17 protein-coding genes and 1 pseudogene are annotated in these 19841 nt (G+C 71.6%); 9 read left to right on the plus strand and 9 right to left on the minus strand.

Annotated elements, in window-relative coordinates:
• Nucleotides 1–32: 32 nt before the first annotated feature.
• Nucleotides 33–2738, minus strand: a complete 2706-nt coding sequence (locus ACX25U_RS06000) for an ATP-binding protein (protein ID WP_454389492.1) — start codon at nt 2736–2738, stop codon at nt 33–35.
• Nucleotides 2739–3002: 264 nt separating this feature from the next.
• Nucleotides 3003–3800, minus strand: coding sequence for an enoyl-CoA hydratase/isomerase family protein (locus ACX25U_RS06005; RefSeq protein WP_454389493.1), 798 nt, complete (start codon nt 3798–3800; stop codon nt 3003–3005).
• 372 nt (nt 3801–4172) lie between these two features.
• Between ACX25U_RS06005 and ACX25U_RS06010 the strand changes: the two genes are divergently transcribed.
• On the plus strand, nt 4173–4886 hold the full coding sequence (locus tag ACX25U_RS06010; RefSeq protein ID WP_454389494.1) for a D-Ala-D-Ala carboxypeptidase family metallohydrolase: 714 nt from the start codon (nt 4173–4175) through the stop codon (nt 4884–4886).
• 203 nt (nt 4887–5089) lie between these two features.
• Nucleotides 5090–5320 (plus strand): hypothetical protein, encoded by a 231-nt coding sequence (locus ACX25U_RS06015; protein ID WP_454389495.1) that lies wholly within the window; start codon nt 5090–5092, stop codon nt 5318–5320.
• Nucleotides 5321–5613: 293 nt separating this feature from the next.
• On the opposite strand, the gene ACX25U_RS06020 is transcribed toward ACX25U_RS06015, so the two are convergent.
• The 6 genes from ACX25U_RS06020 to ACX25U_RS06045 all read right to left on the minus strand — a co-directional run bounded on the left by ACX25U_RS06020 (nt 5614) and on the right by ACX25U_RS06045 (nt 12482).
• A complete protein-coding gene (locus tag ACX25U_RS06020) occupies nt 5614–7596 on the minus strand; it encodes a helix-turn-helix domain-containing protein (protein WP_454389496.1) in 1983 nt (660 codons plus the stop codon).
• 76 nt (nt 7597–7672) lie between these two features.
• On the minus strand, nt 7673–8710 hold the full coding sequence (locus ACX25U_RS06025; protein ID WP_454389497.1) for a branched-chain amino acid ABC transporter permease: 1038 nt from the start codon (nt 8708–8710) through the stop codon (nt 7673–7675).
• The gene (locus ACX25U_RS06030) at nt 8707–9573 is read right to left on the minus strand and encodes a branched-chain amino acid ABC transporter permease (protein ID WP_454389498.1); all 867 of its coding nucleotides are present in this window, start codon (nt 9571–9573) and stop codon (nt 8707–8709) included. The genes ACX25U_RS06025 and ACX25U_RS06030 overlap by 4 nt, the downstream gene beginning before the upstream one ends.
• 120 nt (nt 9574–9693) lie before the next feature.
• Complete coding sequence (locus ACX25U_RS06035) at nt 9694–10941, minus strand: ABC transporter substrate-binding protein (RefSeq protein ID WP_454389499.1); 1248 nt, start codon at nt 10939–10941, stop codon at nt 9694–9696.
• Between the two features lie 82 nt (nt 10942–11023).
• On the minus strand, nt 11024–11731 hold the full coding sequence (locus ACX25U_RS06040; RefSeq protein WP_454389500.1) for an ABC transporter ATP-binding protein: 708 nt from the start codon (nt 11729–11731) through the stop codon (nt 11024–11026).
• Nucleotides 11724–12482 carry an ABC transporter ATP-binding protein gene (locus ACX25U_RS06045; protein ID WP_454389501.1) on the minus strand — a complete coding sequence of 253 codons (759 nt, stop codon included), beginning with the start codon at nt 12480–12482 and terminating at the stop codon, nt 11724–11726. Before ACX25U_RS06045 ends, ACX25U_RS06040 begins: the two co-directional genes overlap by 8 nt.
• 245 nt (nt 12483–12727) lie before the next feature.
• On the opposite strand from ACX25U_RS06045, the gene ACX25U_RS06050 reads away from it, so the two are divergent.
• Genes ACX25U_RS06050 through ACX25U_RS06060 form a run of 3 tightly spaced genes read left to right on the plus strand, consistent with a single transcriptional unit; the run spans nt 12728 to nt 14736 of the window.
• Complete coding sequence (locus ACX25U_RS06050) at nt 12728–13087, plus strand: AMP-binding protein (RefSeq protein ID WP_454389502.1); 360 nt, start codon at nt 12728–12730, stop codon at nt 13085–13087.
• On the plus strand, nt 13084–13305 hold the full coding sequence (locus ACX25U_RS06055; protein ID WP_454389503.1) for a hypothetical protein: 222 nt from the start codon (nt 13084–13086) through the stop codon (nt 13303–13305). The genes ACX25U_RS06050 and ACX25U_RS06055 overlap by 4 nt, the downstream gene beginning before the upstream one ends.
• A 60-nt stretch (nt 13306–13365) precedes the next feature.
• On the plus strand, nt 13366–14736 hold the full coding sequence (locus tag ACX25U_RS06060) for a tannase/feruloyl esterase family alpha/beta hydrolase (protein WP_454394114.1): 1371 nt from the start codon (nt 13366–13368) through the stop codon (nt 14734–14736).
• Between the two features lie 96 nt (nt 14737–14832).
• Here ACX25U_RS06060 and ACX25U_RS06065 read toward each other — a convergent pair whose 3' ends face one another.
• Nucleotides 14833–15438: a class I SAM-dependent methyltransferase gene (locus tag ACX25U_RS06065; RefSeq protein WP_454389504.1), complete on the minus strand. Its 606-nt coding sequence runs from the start codon at nt 15436–15438 to the stop codon at nt 14833–14835.
• Between the two features lie 44 nt (nt 15439–15482).
• On the opposite strand from ACX25U_RS06065, the pseudogene ACX25U_RS06070 reads away from it, so the two are divergent.
• From ACX25U_RS06070 to ACX25U_RS06085, 4 genes and pseudogenes are all read left to right on the plus strand, one after another.
• A pseudogene (locus ACX25U_RS06070) lies at nt 15483–15656 on the plus strand (IS5/IS1182 family transposase); the annotation flags it as partial.
• 267 nt (nt 15657–15923) lie between these two features.
• On the plus strand, nt 15924–17105 hold the full coding sequence (locus ACX25U_RS06075) for an FAD-dependent monooxygenase (protein WP_454389505.1): 1182 nt from the start codon (nt 15924–15926) through the stop codon (nt 17103–17105).
• Nucleotides 17105–18694: a hypothetical protein gene (locus ACX25U_RS06080; protein ID WP_454389506.1), complete on the plus strand. Its 1590-nt coding sequence runs from the start codon at nt 17105–17107 to the stop codon at nt 18692–18694. The genes ACX25U_RS06075 and ACX25U_RS06080 overlap by 1 nt, the downstream gene beginning before the upstream one ends.
• A 211-nt stretch (nt 18695–18905) precedes the next feature.
• Complete coding sequence (locus ACX25U_RS06085) at nt 18906–19820, plus strand: RNA repair domain-containing protein (RefSeq protein ID WP_454389507.1); 915 nt, start codon at nt 18906–18908, stop codon at nt 19818–19820.
• The last annotated feature ends 21 nt before the right edge of the window (nt 19821–19841 follow it).

Raw genomic sequence — 19841 nt, forward strand, 5'->3', positions numbered from 1 at the left:
CCACCCCCGCACACGGGTTTCCCCGCTCAAGGTCATCTCTGCTCTGCGGCGCTCGTTTCCCGTTGCGCCGAAGAGCGTTTCCCCTGCAGCCGCAGTCCCGTCCTGGCCATCCCCGCGCGGCCTCGCTCGACGAGACGGTCGGCACCGCATTGGTCCGCCAGCTCGATACCCTCGAACAGCAGCTCGGTCGCCTTGTCTGTGCGGCCGCCGCGCCCGAGCTCCGCGCCGAGGTCGATCAGGGCCTCGGCGTACGCGTGCCGACTGGGGGATCGGCGCAGTACCTCCACCGCGCGCTCCCGCAGTGGCAGCGCCCGCCCGTCCTCGGCCACCGCCGCGCCGAAGCCCAGCGCCTCACCGATGGCGGTGGGCGTGCCGTAGTGCTCTGCCCGGCGCAGCATCTCCGCTGTGAGGGCGCGGGCGCGCCGGGGGTCCTTCTCGGCGACGGCGAGGGCGAGGTGTCCCGCCCAAGGACACCAGGTCGGGTTGAGTATGCCCTTGGCCTCCAGCCGTGCCCCGGCGGCCGTGAGCTGAGCCTCGGCCTCCTTGCGCAGACCACGGGCGAGGAGCAGCCGTCCGTAGACCGTCTGGGAGTCCGGGAAGACCACCGCGTTCGGGTAGGGGGGCGCGAAGTCGTGCGTCCTGGCGACGTGGAGCGCCTCGTCGAAGCGGCCCCGGGACAACAGGACGTCCAGCAGCAGTCCTACGGCGTACCACCGGGCGGGTACCCGCTCGCCCACCCGCTCGGCCAGGCGCACTCCCTCACGTGCGCACTCCTCCGCCTTGACGAGCATCCCGCGCCGGAGCCGGACCAGGCCGAGGAGGGTGAAGCCGAAAGAGAGGTGGGCGCCGCTCCACCCGCCCTGCTCGCACTCGGCGATGGCCGAACTGAACAGTTCTTCCGCGCGGTCGCATTCGTCGGCGTACATGTAGCTGAGCGCGGTCATGCTCGGCAGTTCGAAGCCCCATTCCGGGTCGGTGTAGCTCAGTCCCATGGCGCGTGCGGCGACGGCCAGCGTGTTCGCGGTCGGCTCCCCGCGCAACGTCGCGTCCCAGGTGCGAAGGCACAGCAGGGCCCGCTCCTCGGTGTCCATTCCGGGCAGGTGTTCGACGAGCCGTGCGAGCCGGTGGGAGCGGTCGGATGCCTGTGCCTCGTACGCGTCGAAGACCAACCACAGGTAGTGCGCCGCCTGCATGCGCAGCCGTGTCCGGGGGGACTCCGACCGGGCGGCCTCGGCGCCCGCGACGGCGGCCGCTTTGGCGAGCTCGTCGTTGTGGGCGAACGCCTGAGCCAGCCGGAAGGTGGCGTTCTCCCTGAGCTCGGGGTCCAGGAAGGGCTCCTCCAGGGCCGCGGTGAGGTGGTTGACCGTGGTGGCGGGGGCGGTGAGCAGGGCGGAGCAGCCGAGTTCGTAGAGGACGCCCGCGCGTTCCTCGGGCGCCGGCGGTTCGCGCAGCGCACGTTCCAGACAGCGCCGGGCCGCGTCGGGCGCGCCCAGGCGGAGGTTCTCGCGTGCGGCGGCGCGCAGTTGCCGGACGGTGTGCGGGTCGCCCTCGGGATGGGTCTCGAGCAGATGCCGGGCGGCGGCGGTGATGCCCAGGCCCGCGTCGGCCACCGCCCAGGCTGCCTGACCGTGCAGCGCGGTGCGCGTGGCCGGCGGGATGGCCTGGTACACGGCGGTGGCGATGAGCGGGTGGATGAACTCGAGAGTCCGGGTGCCGGTGAGGATACGGGCGACCCGCAGCCGGTCCACGGCGCTCCGGGCCTCGGCCGGTGGCAGTCCGGCCACCGATGCGGCCAGCTCCGCGGAGATCTCGGTTCCGAGCACCGCGGCGGCCCAGGCGAGCCGGACAGTGGCGTGGCCGAGCCTCTCCAGCCGTTTGACCAGTCCGGTGCCCCGCGCGCTCGCACCGAGTTCGCGCAGCAGGGAAGCCGACTCCGCGTCCGGGGCGAGGCCCCGGTCCTGGACCTTGGCGATGAGCTCGACGGCCTCGTAGGGGTTGCCGTCGGTGACCACCCAGCACTCGTGGCAGAAGACGTCGTCGGCTCCCGCTCCGAGCGAACTGCGCACCAGTTCGGCCACCGCCTCCGGGCTGAGGGCGTGCAGCGGGATCGGGCGCGCGCTGCGGCCGCCGACCAGTTCGCGGAACGTCTGGGCCTCGGCGGGCACTTCGTCGGGGCGGTAGCCGAGGACCACCAGCACGGGGAGTTCCCGCGCTCTCACCGCGAAGGCGGCGAGCCAGGCGAGCGACTCCAGATCACCCCAGTGGGCGTCGTCGAGGACGATCACGACCGGTGCCCGGCGCACGGCCACCTGGGTGACGACCCAGTCCAGACCGTCCCGGACGCCCTGCGGATCCGGGACGGCGGTAGCGGTCTGCCGAGCGAACAGGCCGACGGCCGGGCCGGCGATCTCGTACCACCCGCCGAAGATCTCGCGACGCTCGGCCTCGGTGCAGGACGCGAGGACGGGCTGCAGCAACTGGCGTACGACGTGGAAGGGGACGGTGTGCTCCTGCTCGCTGCCCCGGGCGGACAGCACGGTGCAGCCGCGGGCGGCGGCCATGCGCCGGACCTCGGCCAGCACGGTCGTCTTGCCCAGTCCGGCAGCCGCGCTGAAGAACAGCAGCCCGCCCCGCCTGTCTTCGCCGCCCGCGCAGATCGCCTCCACCGCGTTCCGAGCGGCGGTCACCTCGTTTTCGCGCTCGTACAGGGGCTTTCCCAGCCGATCGCGTCCGTCCACGATGGTGGTCCTCTCGGTGCGCTGCCGTTCCGACACTCCGTTACCCCTGATCTGCCGGTATGCCGGGAAGCCTAGCGAAACGCGCACATGGGGGGCAGAGATGCCGGGAATTGGTTGCGGACGCCCGTGGGGGCACTCCCGCCGCCGCCTCACCGCCCTGCGGACCGAGGGGATTCCCCGCCCTCGGTCGCTCTGAGCCACGTGTCCCTTCCACGGGGCAGTGTGAACGCAGGGCCGCCACGAGTCGCCTTCCGAGAAGTCCGTTCACCGTGCGGAGGGGAAGCGGGGTGCGCGCTTCTCGCGCAACGCGGTGCAGCCCTCGACGACGTCCGGTCCGAGGAACGTGAGCATCTCGTAGGCGGCGGACTGGTCGAAGGTCGGTCCGGCACTGCGCAGCCAGTTGTTCAGGGCCCGCTTCGTCAGCCGGACAGCGGGCTGGGAGCCGGTGGCCAGGCTGTCGGCCACCCTGAGTGCTTCGTCGAGGACCTGGTCGCGGGGCAGGGCCTTGGCGACCATGCCGATGCGTTCGGCCTCGGCCCCGGTGAGCATCTCGCCCGTGAGGAGGTAGTAGCGCGCCTTGGCCATACCGGCCAGCAGCGGCCAGATGATGGCGGCGTGGTCGCCGGCGGCCACGCCGAGCCTGACGTGCCCGTCGCCGATCCTGGCGTCCTCGGCCGCGATGGCGACGTCGGCCAGGAGCGCCGCGACGGTGCCCGCGCCCACGGCGGCCCCGTTGATCGCCGACACGATCGGCTTCTCGCAGTTGATGATGTTGTACACCAGGTCGCTCATCTCGCTGAGCATGTGCGAGACGCGGTCGTAGTCGCCGGCCATGCGCTCGACCATGGCGAGGTCCCCGCCGGCCGAGAAGGCCTTGCCCGCTCCGGTGATGACGGCGACTCGCGTCCCGGGGTCGGCGGAGACATCCCTCCAGACCCGGGCGAGTTCGCTGTGCATCTCCTCGTCGGCCGCGTTGTACTTCTCGGGCCGGTCGAGCGTGATGAGCAGAACCCCGTTGTCACGCCGGGAGAACGTCAGTTGCTGGTAGCCGTCGAAGCTCACCGTGGCTCCTCCGTTCGTCGGCGGCCTGGAGCGCTTTGCCGTCGGACATCACGGTGCAGACCTCACGGGCCCTTGTCAAAGCGTTGCGAGCATGTCAACCCGCCCCTTACGGTTTTACGCGCGTCAACTCGCCTTATGTTGCGGAGAGTTGGTTCGCGATGCCGTCCGTCCGACAGACACTTGCCACTGCGACAACTGGTTGTCATGCGCAATATATGTGCACTTCAACGGGCCTGACCTCGACGAGCACGTGCAGAAGCCGGTCCGTCCGGCACGCCGGGAACAGAAGAGGAGACTTCCGTGAACGTGAACCCGTCACGACACCCCCATCGAAGTGTCGACCGTCGCACCCTGCTCCGGAGCGCGGCAGGCGTGACTGCCGCGCTCGGCCTGGCGGCGGCCGGCAGCGTCGCCACGGCGGGCACCGCCTCGGCCTACGGCTGGACCCGCACCCTCCAGCAGGGTGCTTCCGGCTCGGACGTGGTGGAACTGCAGATCCGCGTCGGCGGCTGGGCCGCCTCCAGCGCCCAGCAGACGTACGTCGCCTGGGACGGCGCCTTCGGCCCGGCCACGGCCGCCGCCGTCAGACGCTTCCAGTCCGCCTACGGCCTGACCGCGGACGGCGTCGTCGGCCCACAGACCCAGAGCGTGCTCAACAGCCTCGAGCGCGGTGACGGATCGACCGTCAACTTCGGCTGGAGCGAGTTCTACTCCAAGGACGGCTCCGGTTTCAGCGGCGGCAGGGTCGGATCCGCGCAGGTCAAGGAGAACATACGCCGGCTGATGTACAAGCTGGAGGCGGTGCGCAGGAAGGCCGGCAACAGCCCGATCACCATCAACTCCGGCTTCCGCAGCACCGCGCACAACGCCTCGGTGGGCGGCGCGTCCAACAGCATGCACGTCTACGGCGTGGCCGCGGACATCGTGGTCTCCGGCCACAGCACCCTGCAGACCTACAGGATCGCCGAGACCTGTGGCTTCTCCGGCCTCGAGGCGTACACACACTCGTGGCAGCACGTCGACAGCCGCGTCCAGTACCCCCCGTACGGCTCCGGCTCGTGGTGGTGGGAGAGCGGCGTGGTGTGATCCGCCCGGCCGCTACCGGGCCAGGATGACGGTGACAGGGCCGCCGGGGCGGTTCAGCGCGGCCCGGTCGACCCACTCGCCCGAAGACGCGGCGGAACTCTCATGTCCGGCCGGTGTGTTAATGATCGAGATGCGGTCTGGGGAGAACGGCGTCAAGAATCGAAGTTAGGAGGCAACGCCGACCTACAGAAAGGCTGCCGATCATGCGAAGCAGGATCACACGCACTCTGGCCGCCACCCTCGCCGCGGGCGTGCTCGCCGGCGGAGGTGCCCTGGCCTCTGCGGGTACCGCTCTCGCGGCACCGGCGAACGCCACAGTGGCCGCACCTCACGCGCCCAAGCCGGACCCCACGAAGACGCCGCACCACAAGAAGTGCCCCAAGGGTGAGCACTACACCAAGGTCAACAACAAGTGGGGCTGCCACAAGAAGTAGCAGTCGTGCGGGCGTCGGGGAGGGGATGATCGGCCTGTCACCTTCGCCGAGCGCGAACTCCCCGGCGCCCGCCGGTACCCGCGGACACATCCCGTCTCACGCGAAGAGGAACCGAGTGAAGTCCTGGTGCGGGAACGGCAGCGGCCGAGCCGGAGCCGATCCAGCCGTCGCCACTCACACGTCCTGAGTCGGGATCAGGTCGGCGCACTGCTGCCTCGTGGGTGGCTTCGTTCCGGTCCACACGGCGGATCAGTGCTGCTGTCGGGGCCGCTGTTCGGAGCGATGGCCCGGTCCTACTGGGTGCCGAGCACGGAGTGCACCTTCAGCGCGAGGTGTACCTGCAGTGCCTGGTCGCTGTGGCGCCACCGCGGGCCGAGCAGCGTCGTGATCCGGTCGACGCGCTGGTACAGCGTATTGACGTGTACGTACAGGACGGCCGCGGTGCGGTTGAGGTTGCCGTCGCAGGCGAAGTACGTCAGCAGGGTACGCACCAGGTCGCTGCGGCGCTGGGCGTCGTACTCGAGCACCGCGCCGATGGTGCGGTCGACGAAGCGACGCAGTTCGTCGCGGCCGGTCTTGTGGAACAGAAGCCCGTAGACACCGAGTTCCGTCGGTGAGGCGCCCTCGCCGTCGCGGCCGAGGGCGAGCAGTACGTCAAGGCAGCGGGCGGCGTCCCGGTGCGACTCCACGATCGGGTCCACGCCCGTCGTCGAGGCCGCCGCCGCTCCGACCGTGACCGGGGCGTCCACCGACTTCGTCAGGTGCTCGGCCAGGTCCCGCGCGGTCTCGGCGGGCCCTGCGGCTCCGGCGCCGTCGCCGTCGCCGGGGAGCAGCACGACGACATCGCCCCGGTACTCCCCGGCCAGCCCCCCGACCCGGACGGCGAAGGGCGCCGCCGCGTCCGCGATCCGGCGCCGGTGGCGGCTGTCGCGGCAGCGGGCGGTGAGCACGGTGCACGGCGTGTCCAGGTCGAGGCCCATCAGCGCGGCACGCCGCCGCAGCCCTTCGGGGTCGCGGTGCGGGGAGCCGAGCAGGTCCTCGAGGATCTCCCCCCGCAACCGGTGCTCGGCCTCGACGACGGTGCGCTCGCTGAGCAGCATCAGCGCGGTGACCTGTGCGGCGCGCTCCAACGAGCGGACGTGGGAGGCGTCCACGCGGTCGCGGAGCAGTACCAGCACCCCGAGCGCCTCGCCGCCCGCCGCGATCGGTGTGGCGCAGACCGTGGCACCGCCGCTGCCCGACGGTGTCCGGCGGGTGCGGCGCGAGTCCGTGCTGAGCACGCACGCCTCGCGGACCGCGCCGGCCGGGGGCCAGGACCGCGGCAGTGCGCCCTCGACGCGGGTCTGCTCCACGATCGGGTCCTCGCCCGCGGCGGCCATGGCCCGCCCGCGCGGATCCAGGACGAGGATGCTGCCACCCAGGAACTCGGCGAGCGTGCCCGCGGTGTCGGACATCCCACCGCCGTCCAGCACGATGGTGGTCAGCCGCTCGTGCAGGGCGGCGGCGCGTTCGATGGACTCGCTGTGCGCCTGGATGACGGCGTTGGCCTCGGTGAGCTCGGCGACCGCGCGGCGTACGTCCTCGAAGAGGGTGGCGTTCTCGATCGCGATGGCCGCCTGGTTGGCCAGCGAGATCAGCAGGGCCACCTCGTGGCCGGAGAACCCGCGGTGGTCCCGGTTCGCGGCGAACAGCACACCGATGACCTTGTCGCCGAGGGTGAGCGGCACTCCCTGGATGGTCGTCAGTCCCTCGCCGCCGACCATGTCGTCGATGGTGTGCTCGAAGCGCTGGTCGTTGAGGTAGTCGGCGGTGCTGTAGGGGACGCCGGTCTTGGCGACCAGCCCGCCGAGACCGGCGCCCATCGCCAGGCGGCCCTTTTTGAAGGCGTCGGTGCGGATCCCGTCCGTGACCCGCATACAGGTGTCGCCGCGGACGGGATCGTTGAGCATCAGATAGGCGGCGTCGGTGTCCAGCAGGGCGCGGGCCCGCCGGACGATCGCCTGGAGCACGGCCTCCAGGTCCCGCAGCGAGGACAGGTCGCCCGCGGTCTCGTACAGCGCGGCGAGTTCGGCCTCGCGGCGGCGGCGCTCGTCGAGTCCGGCGCGGACCCGCAGCGCGTCGTCGACCAGCGGACGAAGCAGCTCGGCGGTATCGGCGGGGACACCGTCGAGGACCGCCTCGTACTCGTGGACGACCGCGTTCTCGCGCAGCAGCAGCCGCAGCAGTCTGCCGACGGATTCGACCCCGAGGACGATCCCGGGCGGTGCTGCGGCCATGGGACCTCCCCTGCGACAGACCGGATGAGTCGGAGCGGCTGAGTCGGAGCGGCTGACGTGAAACACGGCGGGCGCCTCATGACGGAACGGGCTGCGACGGAGCCTCGCGGTCGGGTTCCGGGTGCCGTCCGGCGCCGGTGTCCTCGGACGGTGCCCCGAAGCGACGGCGCAGGAGATGGGTGACGGTGCCCCACAGACCCCTGCGGAAGAGCATGACCACGACGATGAAGATCCCGCCCGTGACCAGGCCGACCTCGTCGAAACCGGCCGTGGCCAGCCAGTCCTCCAGCCGGACGATCACCCCGGCGCCGATCAGGCTGCCCCACAGGGTGCCGATGCCGCCGAGGACGGTCATCACGACGACCTTGCCCGAGGTGGTCCAGTAGACCTCCTGCAGCGAGGCGAACCCGTGGTTGACCGCGTAGAGCCCGCCGGCGAGCCCGGACAGGAAGGCGGAGATGGTGAAGATCACCACCTTGTACCGGTCGACGGAGTAGCCGAGGGCGCGGGCCCGGGCCGGGTTGTCCCGGACGGCGGCGATGACCCGGCCGAACGGGGAGTGCACGATCCGCCAGGCCGCGAGCAGGCCGAGCAGCACCACCGGCAGCGCCGCGTAGTAGAAGACGAAGGAGTCGGACAGATCCACTCCGGGCAGCGTCCGGGGTATGCCCTGCAGACCGTTCTCTCCGCCGGTGAGGCTGTTCCACTGGTTGGCGATGAAGTACACCATCTGCGCGAAGGCCAGGGTGACCATGGCGAAGTAGATGCCGCTGCGCCGCACCCCGAGGAAGCCGATCGGCACGGCGAGGACCGCCGCGGCCACCGCGCCGCACAGCACGGCGGCGTAGAACGGCAGTCCGGAGTGGATGGCGATCAGGCCGGTGGTGTACGCCGAGGTCCCCCAGAACGCGGCATGGCCGAAGGACAGCAGTCCCGCGTGCCCGAGCAGCAGGTCGAACGCCACGGCGAACAGGGCCCAGCACAGGATGTCGGTGGCCACCGGCGGGTACAGCGTCCAGGGCAGCCCGAAGGCGATCAGCAGCCCGGCGGCGAGCAGACCCCACCGGACCCACGTGGGGTGACCCTCCAGCCGGGTGACGATGAAGCGGATCACGCGTGCTCCTCCTTGCCGAACAGGCCGGCCGGGCGGACCAGCAGGACCACGGCCATGAGCAGGTAGACGGAGGTCTGCGACAGGACGGGGACGTAGAGGTTGCCGAGCGCCTGCAGCATTCCGATGAGGAACCCGGCGGTGACGGCCCCGGAGATCGAGCCGAGGCCGCCGATGACGACGACCGCGAAAACGATGATGATCAGGTCGGCGCCCATGGAGGAGTTGACCGCCCGCATGGGCGCGGCCAGCACCCCGGCGAGCGCGGCCAGGCCGGCCCCGAAGCCGAAGACGGGGGTGACCCAGCGACCGGTGTCGATCCCGAACGCCCGGGTGGTCTCGGGCCGTTCGGTCGCGGCGCGCACCACCGTCCCGATCCGGGTGCGGGTGAGCAGCAGCCATGCTCCGAGACATACGACGGCGGCCGCGCACAGGACGAACACCTGGTAGGCGGGGAAGGTGAACAGGCCGAGGTCGAGCGAGCCGGAGAAGGGGGAGTCCGCGTACGGCTGCGAGTGCGAGCCGTACTTCATTCGCATCAGGTCCTGGCAGACCAGGGCGATCCCGAAGGTCAGCAGGAAGTTGTAGAGCGGGTCGAGGGCCGCCAGCCGGTGGACGAGCAGCCGCTCGACGAGCATGCCGGCGAAGGCGAGCACGAGGGGCACGATCAGCAGTGCCCACCAGAAGCCCAGGCCGAGGCTGTCGGAGAGCACCACGGCGCCGAACGCGCCGAGCATGTAGATGGCGCCGTGCGCGAAGTTCACCACGCGCAGCATGCCGAAGATGACGGCCAGGCCGAGCGCGAGCAGGGCGTAGAACCCGCCGCTGACCAGGCCGTTGAACGCCTGTTGCAGGAATGATGTCATGAGTGTTCTTTCCCGTGGTCAGCGGACGGAGGGAAGGAGCGCGGCCCGCAGCCGGGTGGCTGCGGGTGCGGGGCCCGGCGGGCGGCGCGCCCGCCGGGGAGCGGCACGGGCTTCCGCGGGTCAGCCCATCGTGCAGTCGGGGGACGGCGCGGCGAACGCCTTGTCGGCGGGGATCGTCTTCACCAGCTTGTTGAAGTCGTCCTCCTCCGTGCTCTCGGAGGGGTCCTTGACCTGCACGAGGTAGGCGTCGTGCACGACCCGGTGATCCTCCTTGCGCACCTCGGCGTTGCGGGCGAAGACGTCGTCGAACTTCATCCCGTCAAGGGTCTTGGCGACGTCCTCCGCCTTGTCGGTGCCGGCCTTCTGCACCGCCTCCAGGTACTGGGTCGCGGCCGAGTAGTTCGCGGCTTGGTCGAAGGTGGGCGTCACCCCGGTCCGCTCCTTGAACCGCGCCGACCACTGCTTCGCCTTGTCGTCCATGTTCCAGAACCAGGCGGTGGTGTACCTCGTCCCGGCGAGGTTCTTCTGACCGATCGACTTGATGTCGGTGTCGAACATCAGGCCGACGGCCAGCGCGATGTCCTTGTCCTTGAGCTTGAACTGCTGGTACTGCTTGACCACGTTGACCAGGTCGCCGCCGGCCTGCATCACGCCCACGACATCCGGTTTCGGCTTGTGGGCGGAGGCCTTCAGCAGGAAGGTCGAGAAGTTGTCGTTCGGGAAGGGGGTGGCGTCCTTGCCGACGACCTTGCCGCCGGCACCCTTGATCGCGGTGCTGAACTTCGCCTCCATGTCCTGGCCGAAGGCGTAGTCCGGGTAGATCAGGTACCAGTTCTTGTCGCCGTGCCCCGTCACCTCGGTGCCGGTGCCGTTGGCGAGCATGTGGGCGTCGTAGGCCCATCCGTAGGTGTACTTGTTGCAGCTCTTGCCGTTCAATTCGGTCGTCGCGGCGCCGATGTTGAAGTACAGGCGCTTGAACTGCCCGGCGATGGTGGCGACCGCGAGGGCGGCGGAGGACGTCGGCACGTCGAAGATGGCGTCGGTCTTCTTGCGGTCGTACATCTCGCGCGCCTTGGTGTTGGCGATCTCCGGCTTGTTCTGGTGGTCGGCGGAGATGACCGAGATGTTCTTGGTGACGGCCTTGTCGCCGTACTTCTTCTTGAAGTCGTCGACGGCCATCTCGACCGCCTTCACGGCGTTCGGCCCGGCGAGGTCGGCGTAGACACCGGACAGGTCGGTCAGTACGCCGAGGGTGATCCCGTCATCGCTGATCTTGCCGCCGCCCGAGCCCGGGCCGCCTCCCCCGCAGCCGGCGAGCAGCGCGATGGCCGCGAGCGCCGCCGAGGGTACCGACCAAGAACGTCTCATGGGTTTCCTCCTGCAAGGGTGTGCCGACAGTGGACAAGGGTGTGCCGACAGTGGAAGGGGGACTCAACGGGCGGACGGGGGGTCACAGGCCGAGGTACTGGAGGAGTTCGTGTTCGCGCTCCCGCACGTCGGTGTTGTCGAGCGACTGCACGATGCGGCCCTGGGCCAGCAGGTAGTGGCGGTCGGCGACGGTGGTCGCGAAGCGCACGTTCTGTTCCACGAGGAGAACTCCGACCCCGTGCTCCTTCGCCTCGCGGATGATCTCCCCGATCCGCTGGACGACGATCGGCGCCAGTCCTTCGGTGGGCTCGTCGCAGAGCAGCACCCGTGCCCCCGTGCGCAGCACCCTGGCCAGTGCCAGCATCTGCTGCTCACCTCCGGAGAGCTTGGCGCCGGAGGTGCGGCGGCGCTTTGCCAGCACCGGGAACGACTCGTAGATCCGCTCCAGCGACCAGGGCGATCCCGAAGACCTCGCGGCGGCCGGGAGCGGAGGGAGGGTGAGGTTCTCCTCGACGGTCAGGCCCGCGTAGATGCCCCGGTCGTCCGGTACGAATCCCAGGCCGAGCCGGGCCCGGCGGTGCGGGGCGGCCGTGCTGATGTCCCGCCCGTCGAAGGTGACCTCGCCGGTCATCCGCTGGTGCAGGCCCATCACACACCGCAGCAGGGTGGTCTTGCCGGCGCCGTTGCGCCCCACGAGGGTGACCACCTCGCCCTCGCCGATCCGCAGCGACACATCGTCCAGGACCCTGGCCTCGTCGTAGTGGGCGGATACGCCCCGTACCTCAAGCAACGTCCACCCCCAGATACGCCTCGACGACCTTCGGGTCGGACCGCACGTCCCGGTACGACCCTTCGGCCAGTACCTGCCCGTGCTGAAGGACCGTCACGGTGTCGGCCAGTGACCCGACCACGTTCATGTTGTGCTCGACCATCACCACCGTGCGGTCCTCACGCACCCGGCCGATGAGGGCGACCGTCCTGTCGACGTCCTCCAGGCCCATCCCGGCGGTCGGCTCGTCGAGCAGCAGCACCTTCGGATCGAGGGCGAGCGCGAGCGCCAGTTCCAGGGCCCGCTTCTGGCCGTAGGGCAGGCTGCCCGCCGACCGGGTGGCGTGGCGGGCCAGACCCACCTGGTCGAGCAGCTCCATCGCGCGGGAGGTGAAGCGGCGCATCTGTTTGTCTGAGCGCCAGAAGCTGCGCCCGAGGTTCGCTGTGGCCTGCAGGGCCAACTCGACGTGCGCACGGGCCGTCACATCGGCGAAGAGGCTGGTGACCTGGAAGGACCGGGCGACGCCGAGCCGGGCGATGCGCTCCGGCGGCTGCCCGGTGATGTCCTGCCCGCCCAGCGCGATCCGGCCCGCGGAGGCGGGGAGGAAGCCGGTGAGCAGGTTGAACAGTGTCGTCTTGCCGGCCCCGTTCGGCCCGACCAAGGCGTGTACGGTGCCTTCCCGGATGTTCAGGTCGACCCCGTCGACCGCACGGAAACCCTGAAACTCCTTGACCAGATTCTGCGTTGACAAAATGGTGGGCGATTGGCTCATGCCGATCTCGGCTCCCCCTGGGATGCGTCGCCGACTGCCGACGTTGGTGGGAGACGCTAGAGACGGCCCCGCACAGGGGCTACAGAGGGGAACACCATAAACCGCACCCCGGAAGTGTGGGCCGTCCACACTGCCGGCCTCGGACCGCACGGCGCGGTGGTAGCAGTGCACTCCATAGTGGGGCCGTGCGGACCGTGGGTTTCCTCCGTGGTCCCGCCCCGCCGCCCTCGGTGACGATGTCCGCCATGGCGATGACGGACGCACCGCTCGACACCTGGCTGCCGTTCGGCCATGTCCCCCGCCGCTTCCACGACACGGAGATCGTCAGCTCTCCGGCCGACGGCGGTCCGCACCGCTGCGCCTACGCCGACTTCGGCCGGCGGACCCAGTGGCTGATGCACGCGCTCGACTCGCTCGGCCCCGAGCGTGGCGACCGGGCGGCGACACTCGCCTGGAACGGCCACCGCCGCCTGGAGGCGTACCGGGCGGCCCCGTGCACCGGGCGCGTTCTGCACACCCTCGATGTGCGGCTGTCGGCGGACCACCTGGCGTACATCATCGGGCACGGGCTCGGCGCCCTCGCCGGGTTGCCGAGGCCGCCGTGATCGCCGCATCGGACGAGCGATGGCAGGAACGGCCGCTGGTATGCATGGTTCTGCGTTCCGGGGCGCAGGTCGGTCTGGCGGAGGTGCGCGAGCACCCGGAGGAGGCCGGCTTCGCGCGCCGGCAGCTCCCCGACCAGATGGAGGTGCTCGATTCCCCGCCCCGCACCGGCACCGGCAAGTTCGACAAGAAGGTCCTGCGCGCCCGGTTCGGCACCTGAGTCCGTCCCATCCTGTTGTCCCCACCCTGTTCCCCGGTCCGACCCGGAGGTATCCGAATGATGCGTCTCAGAACAGCCGCCGCCGTGCTGGCCGCCGCCCTGGCGGTCACCACCGGCGACGTGGCGACCGCCACCGACGCGGCGCCGGGCGAGACCCGCCACTGCGCCGGCCAGGCCCGCGCCGCCGTGCCCGGCGCCGAATTCCAGACCACGGCCTGTCTGCCGGACCTGACCACGACGGCGCTCGTCGGTACGCGGTACACCGACCAGGCCGACTGGGCCTCTCTGTCGGCGAAGGGGACCAAGAACCCCTCGGGCGTCCCCGGCATCCAGATCGACGGCTATTTCCCGGACGACTCCAAGCTGAACACCACGCACGGCTGGAACCACGACTCGCAGTTCGTCATCCGCCTGCCGGACCGGTGGAACGGCAAGCTCGTGGTGACCGGGGCGCCCGGTACCCGCAAGCAGTACGCCCTGGACCATCTCGTCTCCGACCACGTTCTCGCCCAGGGCTACGCGTTCGCCTCCCACGACAAGGGCAACAACGGCGTCGACTTCTACACCGACGGCAAACACCCCGGCGACGCCGTCGCCGAATGGCACGAGCTGACCACCCGGCTCACCCGCACCGCCCAGCAGGTCACCCGACGTGTCTACGGGCACGCGCCGCGCCGCACCTACATGACCGGTGTCTCCAACGGCGGATACCTGACCCGCTGGCAGCTGGAGAACCACCCCGAGCTGTACGACGGCGGGGTGGACTGGGAAGGCACGCTGATGACGGCCGAAGGCCCCAACCCCTTCACCTTCCTGCCCACCGCGGTCGCCTACCAGGCCGGCCGTGCCACCCACCAGGACATGCTGGACGCGGGCTTCGCCCCCGGTTCCGAATTCCTCTGGCCGTACCACCAGTCGGTCTACTGGGGTCTGACGCAGAAGACCTACCGCGCCGAGTTCGACCCGTCCTACGACCCTCACTGCCCGGGGGCGTCGGCCGGCTCCACGCTCGAGGAGATCGTCGCTCCCTGCGCCTCGGACGCCTCGTACGACTACGCCCAGCGGCCGAAGTCGGTACACCGGGCGCTCGACCGGATCGCGCTGACCGGCCGGATCGGCAAGCCGATGCTCACCCTGCACGGCACGCTCGACGCCCTGCTGCCCATCTCCGTCGACTCCGACGTCTACACCGGGATGGTCAGGGCCCAGGGCCGCGGCGGTATGCACCGCTACTACACCATCGAGGCGGGCACCCACGTCGACAGCCTCTACGACGCCTACCCGGACCGGCTCCGTCCGATCCTGCCCTGCTACCGCACCGCCTTCGACGCACTGACCGCCTGGGTGGAGCGCGGCGCGGCGCCGCCCCCGAGCGGCACCGTGTCCAAGCCCGCCACGGGGGACGTGGTGAACTCCTGCGCCCTGCGCTGACCCGGACCCCGACCGCGAACACCCGCCCCGGCCGGGGGCCGGAAGCAGGTGCCGGCCGCCTGGCGGGCGCGGGTGGTCAGGACGTCCCGCGCGTCCTCACCGGCGGTGGACGCTGACGGCGTAGCCGCCGCCGTCGTAAGGGTCGGCGTCCCAGGTGGCGAAGCGGTCGACGAGGGTGAGGCCGGCCGCGGCGCAGCAGTCGTCGTACTCCGACAGCGTGATGCCGGGCGGCACGGGCAGGTGGGCTTCGTCCAGGCCGAAGCCGGCGACCATCAGACCGCCCGGGCGCAGGGCCGCGGCCAGGCTCTCGACCACCGCGGTCTCGGTGCCGGCGGCGAGCAACGGGAAGACGTTGCCTGCGGCGACCACGAGATCGAAGTCCGCCGCGATGCCGAGCAGGTCCGGCTCGAACGTGGCCAGATCGACCTGGAACCAGGGCAGTCCGGGCGCCTGCTTCCGCGCCACTGCCAGCATCGACGCGTCAAGATCCACCCCGACGCAGTCGTACCCGAGCTCCGCAAGCCGGATCATGACCCGTCCGGTACCGCACCCGGCGTCCAGCACCCGCGCTCCGGAAGGCACGAGAGCCGCGCAGAACCGCGCCTCACCGTGCACGTCCTTCCCGGTACGGGCCAGGGCCGCGAACCGCGCGGCGTAGTCCTCTCCGGACGCTTCCCCGGTCAGTTCCTTCCAACGGCTCATGAGGCCAAACTACAGGCCGACCGTGTGCCGCTCGAAGAAGTGACCGAGTTCCCGCCGGCGCGAACGGCAGACCACCGTGGTTCTCGCGGGCGCCGCCCGGCCCCACGCGCGACCTGACCGCGGCCCGCGCCCACGGCGTGGTGCACGCCTGCCTGTCCCGGCAGGTCCTCGTCCTGGCCGACCGCGCCCCCTCGGACGGCGGGCGATGCCCGCGGACTTCCCCGCGGGGGACCGCGTCACGCCTTCTGGCGGCGCCGGCGGGACGAGGACCTGATCGGCGAACCGCACGACCGGCTGCGCGGCCGGGTCCGAAAGGCTGCCGGCCGTGACGGCCGGTTCGCCCCTCGGCACGTTGACATGCGTCTGTCGGCATGTTGCCATGAGGCGCTGCTCAGTTGGACCTGCGCCTTGTCGCATGCCGCTCGGGCACCGGATCGACGGCCACTTGACCGGGGGCGGTGCCCCCGAACCCGGAGCGAGGACCCATGCCGCAGCGCGCCGCGACCATCGTCGGCGGTGGGATCGGCGGCCTTGCGGCGGCCATCGCCCTGCACCGCCGGGGCTGGCGCGTCGAGGTGCTGGAACGAGCCCCGGAGTTCACCGAGATCGGCGCCGGCATCTCCCTGTGGCCGAACGCACTGCGCGCGCTCGAGGTGCTCGGCCTGGCCGGTGCCGTCCGGGCACTCGGCGCCGTCGAGGCCACGGGCGGCGTACGCGACCGCCGGGGCCGCTGGCTGTCCCGTACGGACAACGCGGAGCTGGCTCGCCGCTTCGGTCATCCCCTGGTGGTCCTGCACCGCGCGGACCTGTTGCGGGTGCTCACCGAGGCGCTGCCCGCCGATGGTCTGCGGTCGGGCAGCGAGGTGTCCGCGGTGCGCGACGACGGCCACCGCGTGGTCGTCGATCACCGAAGGGGCGAGTCCCGGTCCGACCTCGTGGTCGGCGCCGACGGGCTGCGCAGTGCGGTCCGCCGTGCCCTGTGGCCCGACGCGGCCGGCCCCCGGTACGCCGGTTACACCGCCTGGCGCATGGTCACCGAGCCTCTCGCCGAGCCGCCCTCCGAGGGCGCGGCGACCTGGGGCCGCGGGGCGAGGTTCGGCTACACGGCGCTGCCGGGCGGGCGGTTGTACTGCTTCGCGACCGCGTCACTGCCGGAGGGAACGGTCTCCGGGCCGTCCGAGCACGCCGAACTGCTGCGCCGGTTCGGGTCCTGGCCGGATCCCGTCCCCGCCCTGCTGGCCGCCGTCCCCGCGGACGCGGTGCTCCGGCACGACCTGTACGACCTGCCGCCGCTGTCCTCCTTCGTCCGCGGCCGGGTCGCGCTGCTGGGCGACGCGGCCCATGCCATGACCCCCAATCTGGGCCAGGGCGCGTGCCAGGCGCTGGAGGACGCGGTCACCCTCGCCCACTGTCTCGACGCCACCCCGGACGTGGCCGCCGCGCTCCGCTCGTACGACGTGCTGCGCCGCCCGCGGACCCAGGCCATCACGCGCCGCTCCGCCCGGCTCGGCGCGGTCGGCCAGCTGTCGTGGCCGCCCGCGGTGCTGCTGCGTGACGCGGCCGCCCGGCTGACGCCGACGCGGGCGACGCTGCGTTCCATGACGCCGGTGCTCGGCTGGACCGCGCCCGGTGACCGGGTGAGCGCGACGGAGGGCGGGAGCCACTGATGCCGGACTGGACGTATCACCCGCTGCGCGGCCTGGCCGCCGCCGTCCTCGGCCGCCGCCGTTCGCAGCGGACCGCACTGCGGCTGCTGGCCTCGATCGGCTCCCGTCCCGCCGGCGCGCGGCTGATCGCCCGGGGGTTCGGCCACCGCCATCCGCCGGAGCGGCTCGCCGGCGAGATCGCCGGTGTGCCCGTGACCGTCCGCCTCGGCCTGTCCGTCCCGCCCTCGCTCGCCCGCGAGGCGGTACGCGCCATGCCACCGCTCGGGGCCGGTGTCGTCGAGGTGGCGCCCGTCTCGGCGGCCGACGCGGAGACCGTGCGCGAGGCCGCTGCCGGCCGCTCGATCCCGCTGGTCGTCCGCGCCTGCGACCCGGAGGCCGAGGCCGCCCTCAAGCCCCATGTCGACGGGTTCACGAGCGGCGACGACCCGCACGTGGTCCATGTGTCCGACCCGTCGGTCACCGCCGCGGCCGCCGCGCTCGAGGAGCCGGACGCCGTCGTGCTCGCCCGGCCCGGGGTGCTCGTCGAGGCCGGACCCGGCTGGTTCGCACGGGTCACCGAGGCAGCCACGCCCACAGCGCCCGCTCCGGTGCTGCGGGACGTCGGCCGCGATCCCCGCCGCTGGCCCGCCTGGTGGTGGGGGCTGCTCGTCGGGCTCGGTATGACGGGCGCCGGACTGGGCGCCGCGGCGATCACGCTCGGTCCGGTGCTGCTCCGGTACGACCGCGACTACCTCGGCATGACGCTGCACGAACTGCACGCCGCCAACCACCACCTCGTGCACTTCCTCCAGCACGACCGGATCACCATGGCCGGCACGATGGTGGCGATCGGCGCCCTCTACACCGGTCTCGCCGTGGGCGGGATCAGGCGCGGCCGGCCCTGGGCCCGCGACGCGTATCTGCTCTCGGGGGCGATCGGCTTCCCCACCTTGTTCTACTTCCTGGCCACCGGCTTCGTGGAACCCCTGCACACGGCCACCGCCCTCGTGCTCTTCCCGATGTTCGTGGCCGCGGTCCGCCGGACCCCGCACGCGCCGCGGTGGCGCCTGGCGCCCGAGGGGCCGGAGCCGGAGCGCCGACGGGCGCTGGTCGGCCAGCTGCTGCTGATCGTCACGGGAGCGGGGCTGTTCGTCGGCGGAGCGGTGATCTCGGTGGTCGGTCTGACCGGTGTCTTCGTGCCGACCGACCTGGCCTTCCTGGGCACCAGCACGCAGGCGCTGGAAGCTGTGAATCCCCGGCTCGTGCCGTTCGTCGCGCACGACCGCGCGGGGTTCGGCGGCGCCCTGATGGCCGCGGCGGTGGCGATCGTCCTGCTCAGCGCGTGGGGCTGGCGGCGGGGTGAGACCTGGGTGTTCTGGACCCTGACCGCGGCGGCGGCCGCCGGCTTCCTGCCGGCTGTCGCGGTGCACGGCGTGATCCACTACACGGACTTCGTCCACCTCGCGCCGGTCTACTTCGGCATCGCCCTGACCGGCACCGGCCTGCTGCTCGCACGCCCGTACCTCTGCGCCAGGACGCCGGCGAGGCCGAAGGACCAGGGCATCGGCCCGGCCTCTTCGGCCGGCGGGTGCGGGCGTGACGCTGCTTGACCGGGTCGCGGTGCCATCGCGGCACGGTGTCGGGTGGGATCAGCTCCTGACGAGACGACTCGCCCCGGCATACGCCGGCACCATCACGCACCGCACCTGATGCGTCGCGGTGCGAGCGGAACAACCGTCGAGGGCAGGGCGGGCGGCACCTTGGAGGAAGACGGGCGGCACCCTGGAGGAAGAGAGGGGTGAAGGCGGGAGAGGAGGCGTGATGCGAACCAGCGACGAGATCTATCACCGGGTCCGCTGGGACCCGCGGTTCGACCCGGCCCGGTTCGTGCTGGGGATCAGCCAGCGCGGAGGCGGCCTCAAACGCATCCCGCTGTCTTCCTTCGTGCCCGGGGGCGACATCCCGTGGCACCGGGTGGTGTTCATCGAGGCGGACGGCGAGGTGGTCTGGGACCGGGCCACGGGCGTGGACCGCATCGACGCGTCGGGCGCCGGCCGGGTGCGGGGCCCGCAAGCGGACCTGAGCTTCGGCACGAGCTCCGGCAGGGGCGAGCCCGTCGGCGTCCTCGACGTGTCCCCGACGGCCCGCACGGCGGTGGCCTGGATCCCGCCTGCGGAGCTGTGGCCGCCGGTCCAGGACATCCGCCGGGATTACGATCCGCAGATCCACCGGTGGCCGCCGCACGTCAATGTGCTCTTCGGCTTCGTGCCGGAGTCCGACTTCGAGCGGGCTGCCCCGCTGCTCGCCGCGGCGACGGCCGAGACGCCGGTCTTCACCGCCCGGCTGGACGGGGTGCGCACCTTCCGGCACAGGGCGTACTTCACCGTGTGGCTCGACCCGACGGCAGCCGGCAAGGCGCCGTGGGCGGACCTGCACCGCGTACTGCGGCAGCGGTTCCCGCGCTGCAGTGGGTCCGCCAGGAACTTCACCCCGCATCTGTCCCTGGGCCGGACCCGGGATCCGCGGCGAGTCACCGCCGACTGCGCCACCCGGCTCGACGCCATGACGGCGACGGTCTGGGAACTCGTCCTGCTCTCACGCAGGGGCGACGGGCCGATGCGGCCACGGGCCACGGTCGCCCTGCGAACGGGCGAGGTCCGCCGGCTGCCCGCGCCGGGCCTCGAAGCGCCGGGCCCGGAGGACACGGCATGGCTCTCCGGGATCACCGACAGGTGAGGCCATGGCCAGGTGGGGCAA

The sequence above is a fragment of the Streptomyces sp. JNUCC 63 genome, assembly GCF_054366325.1.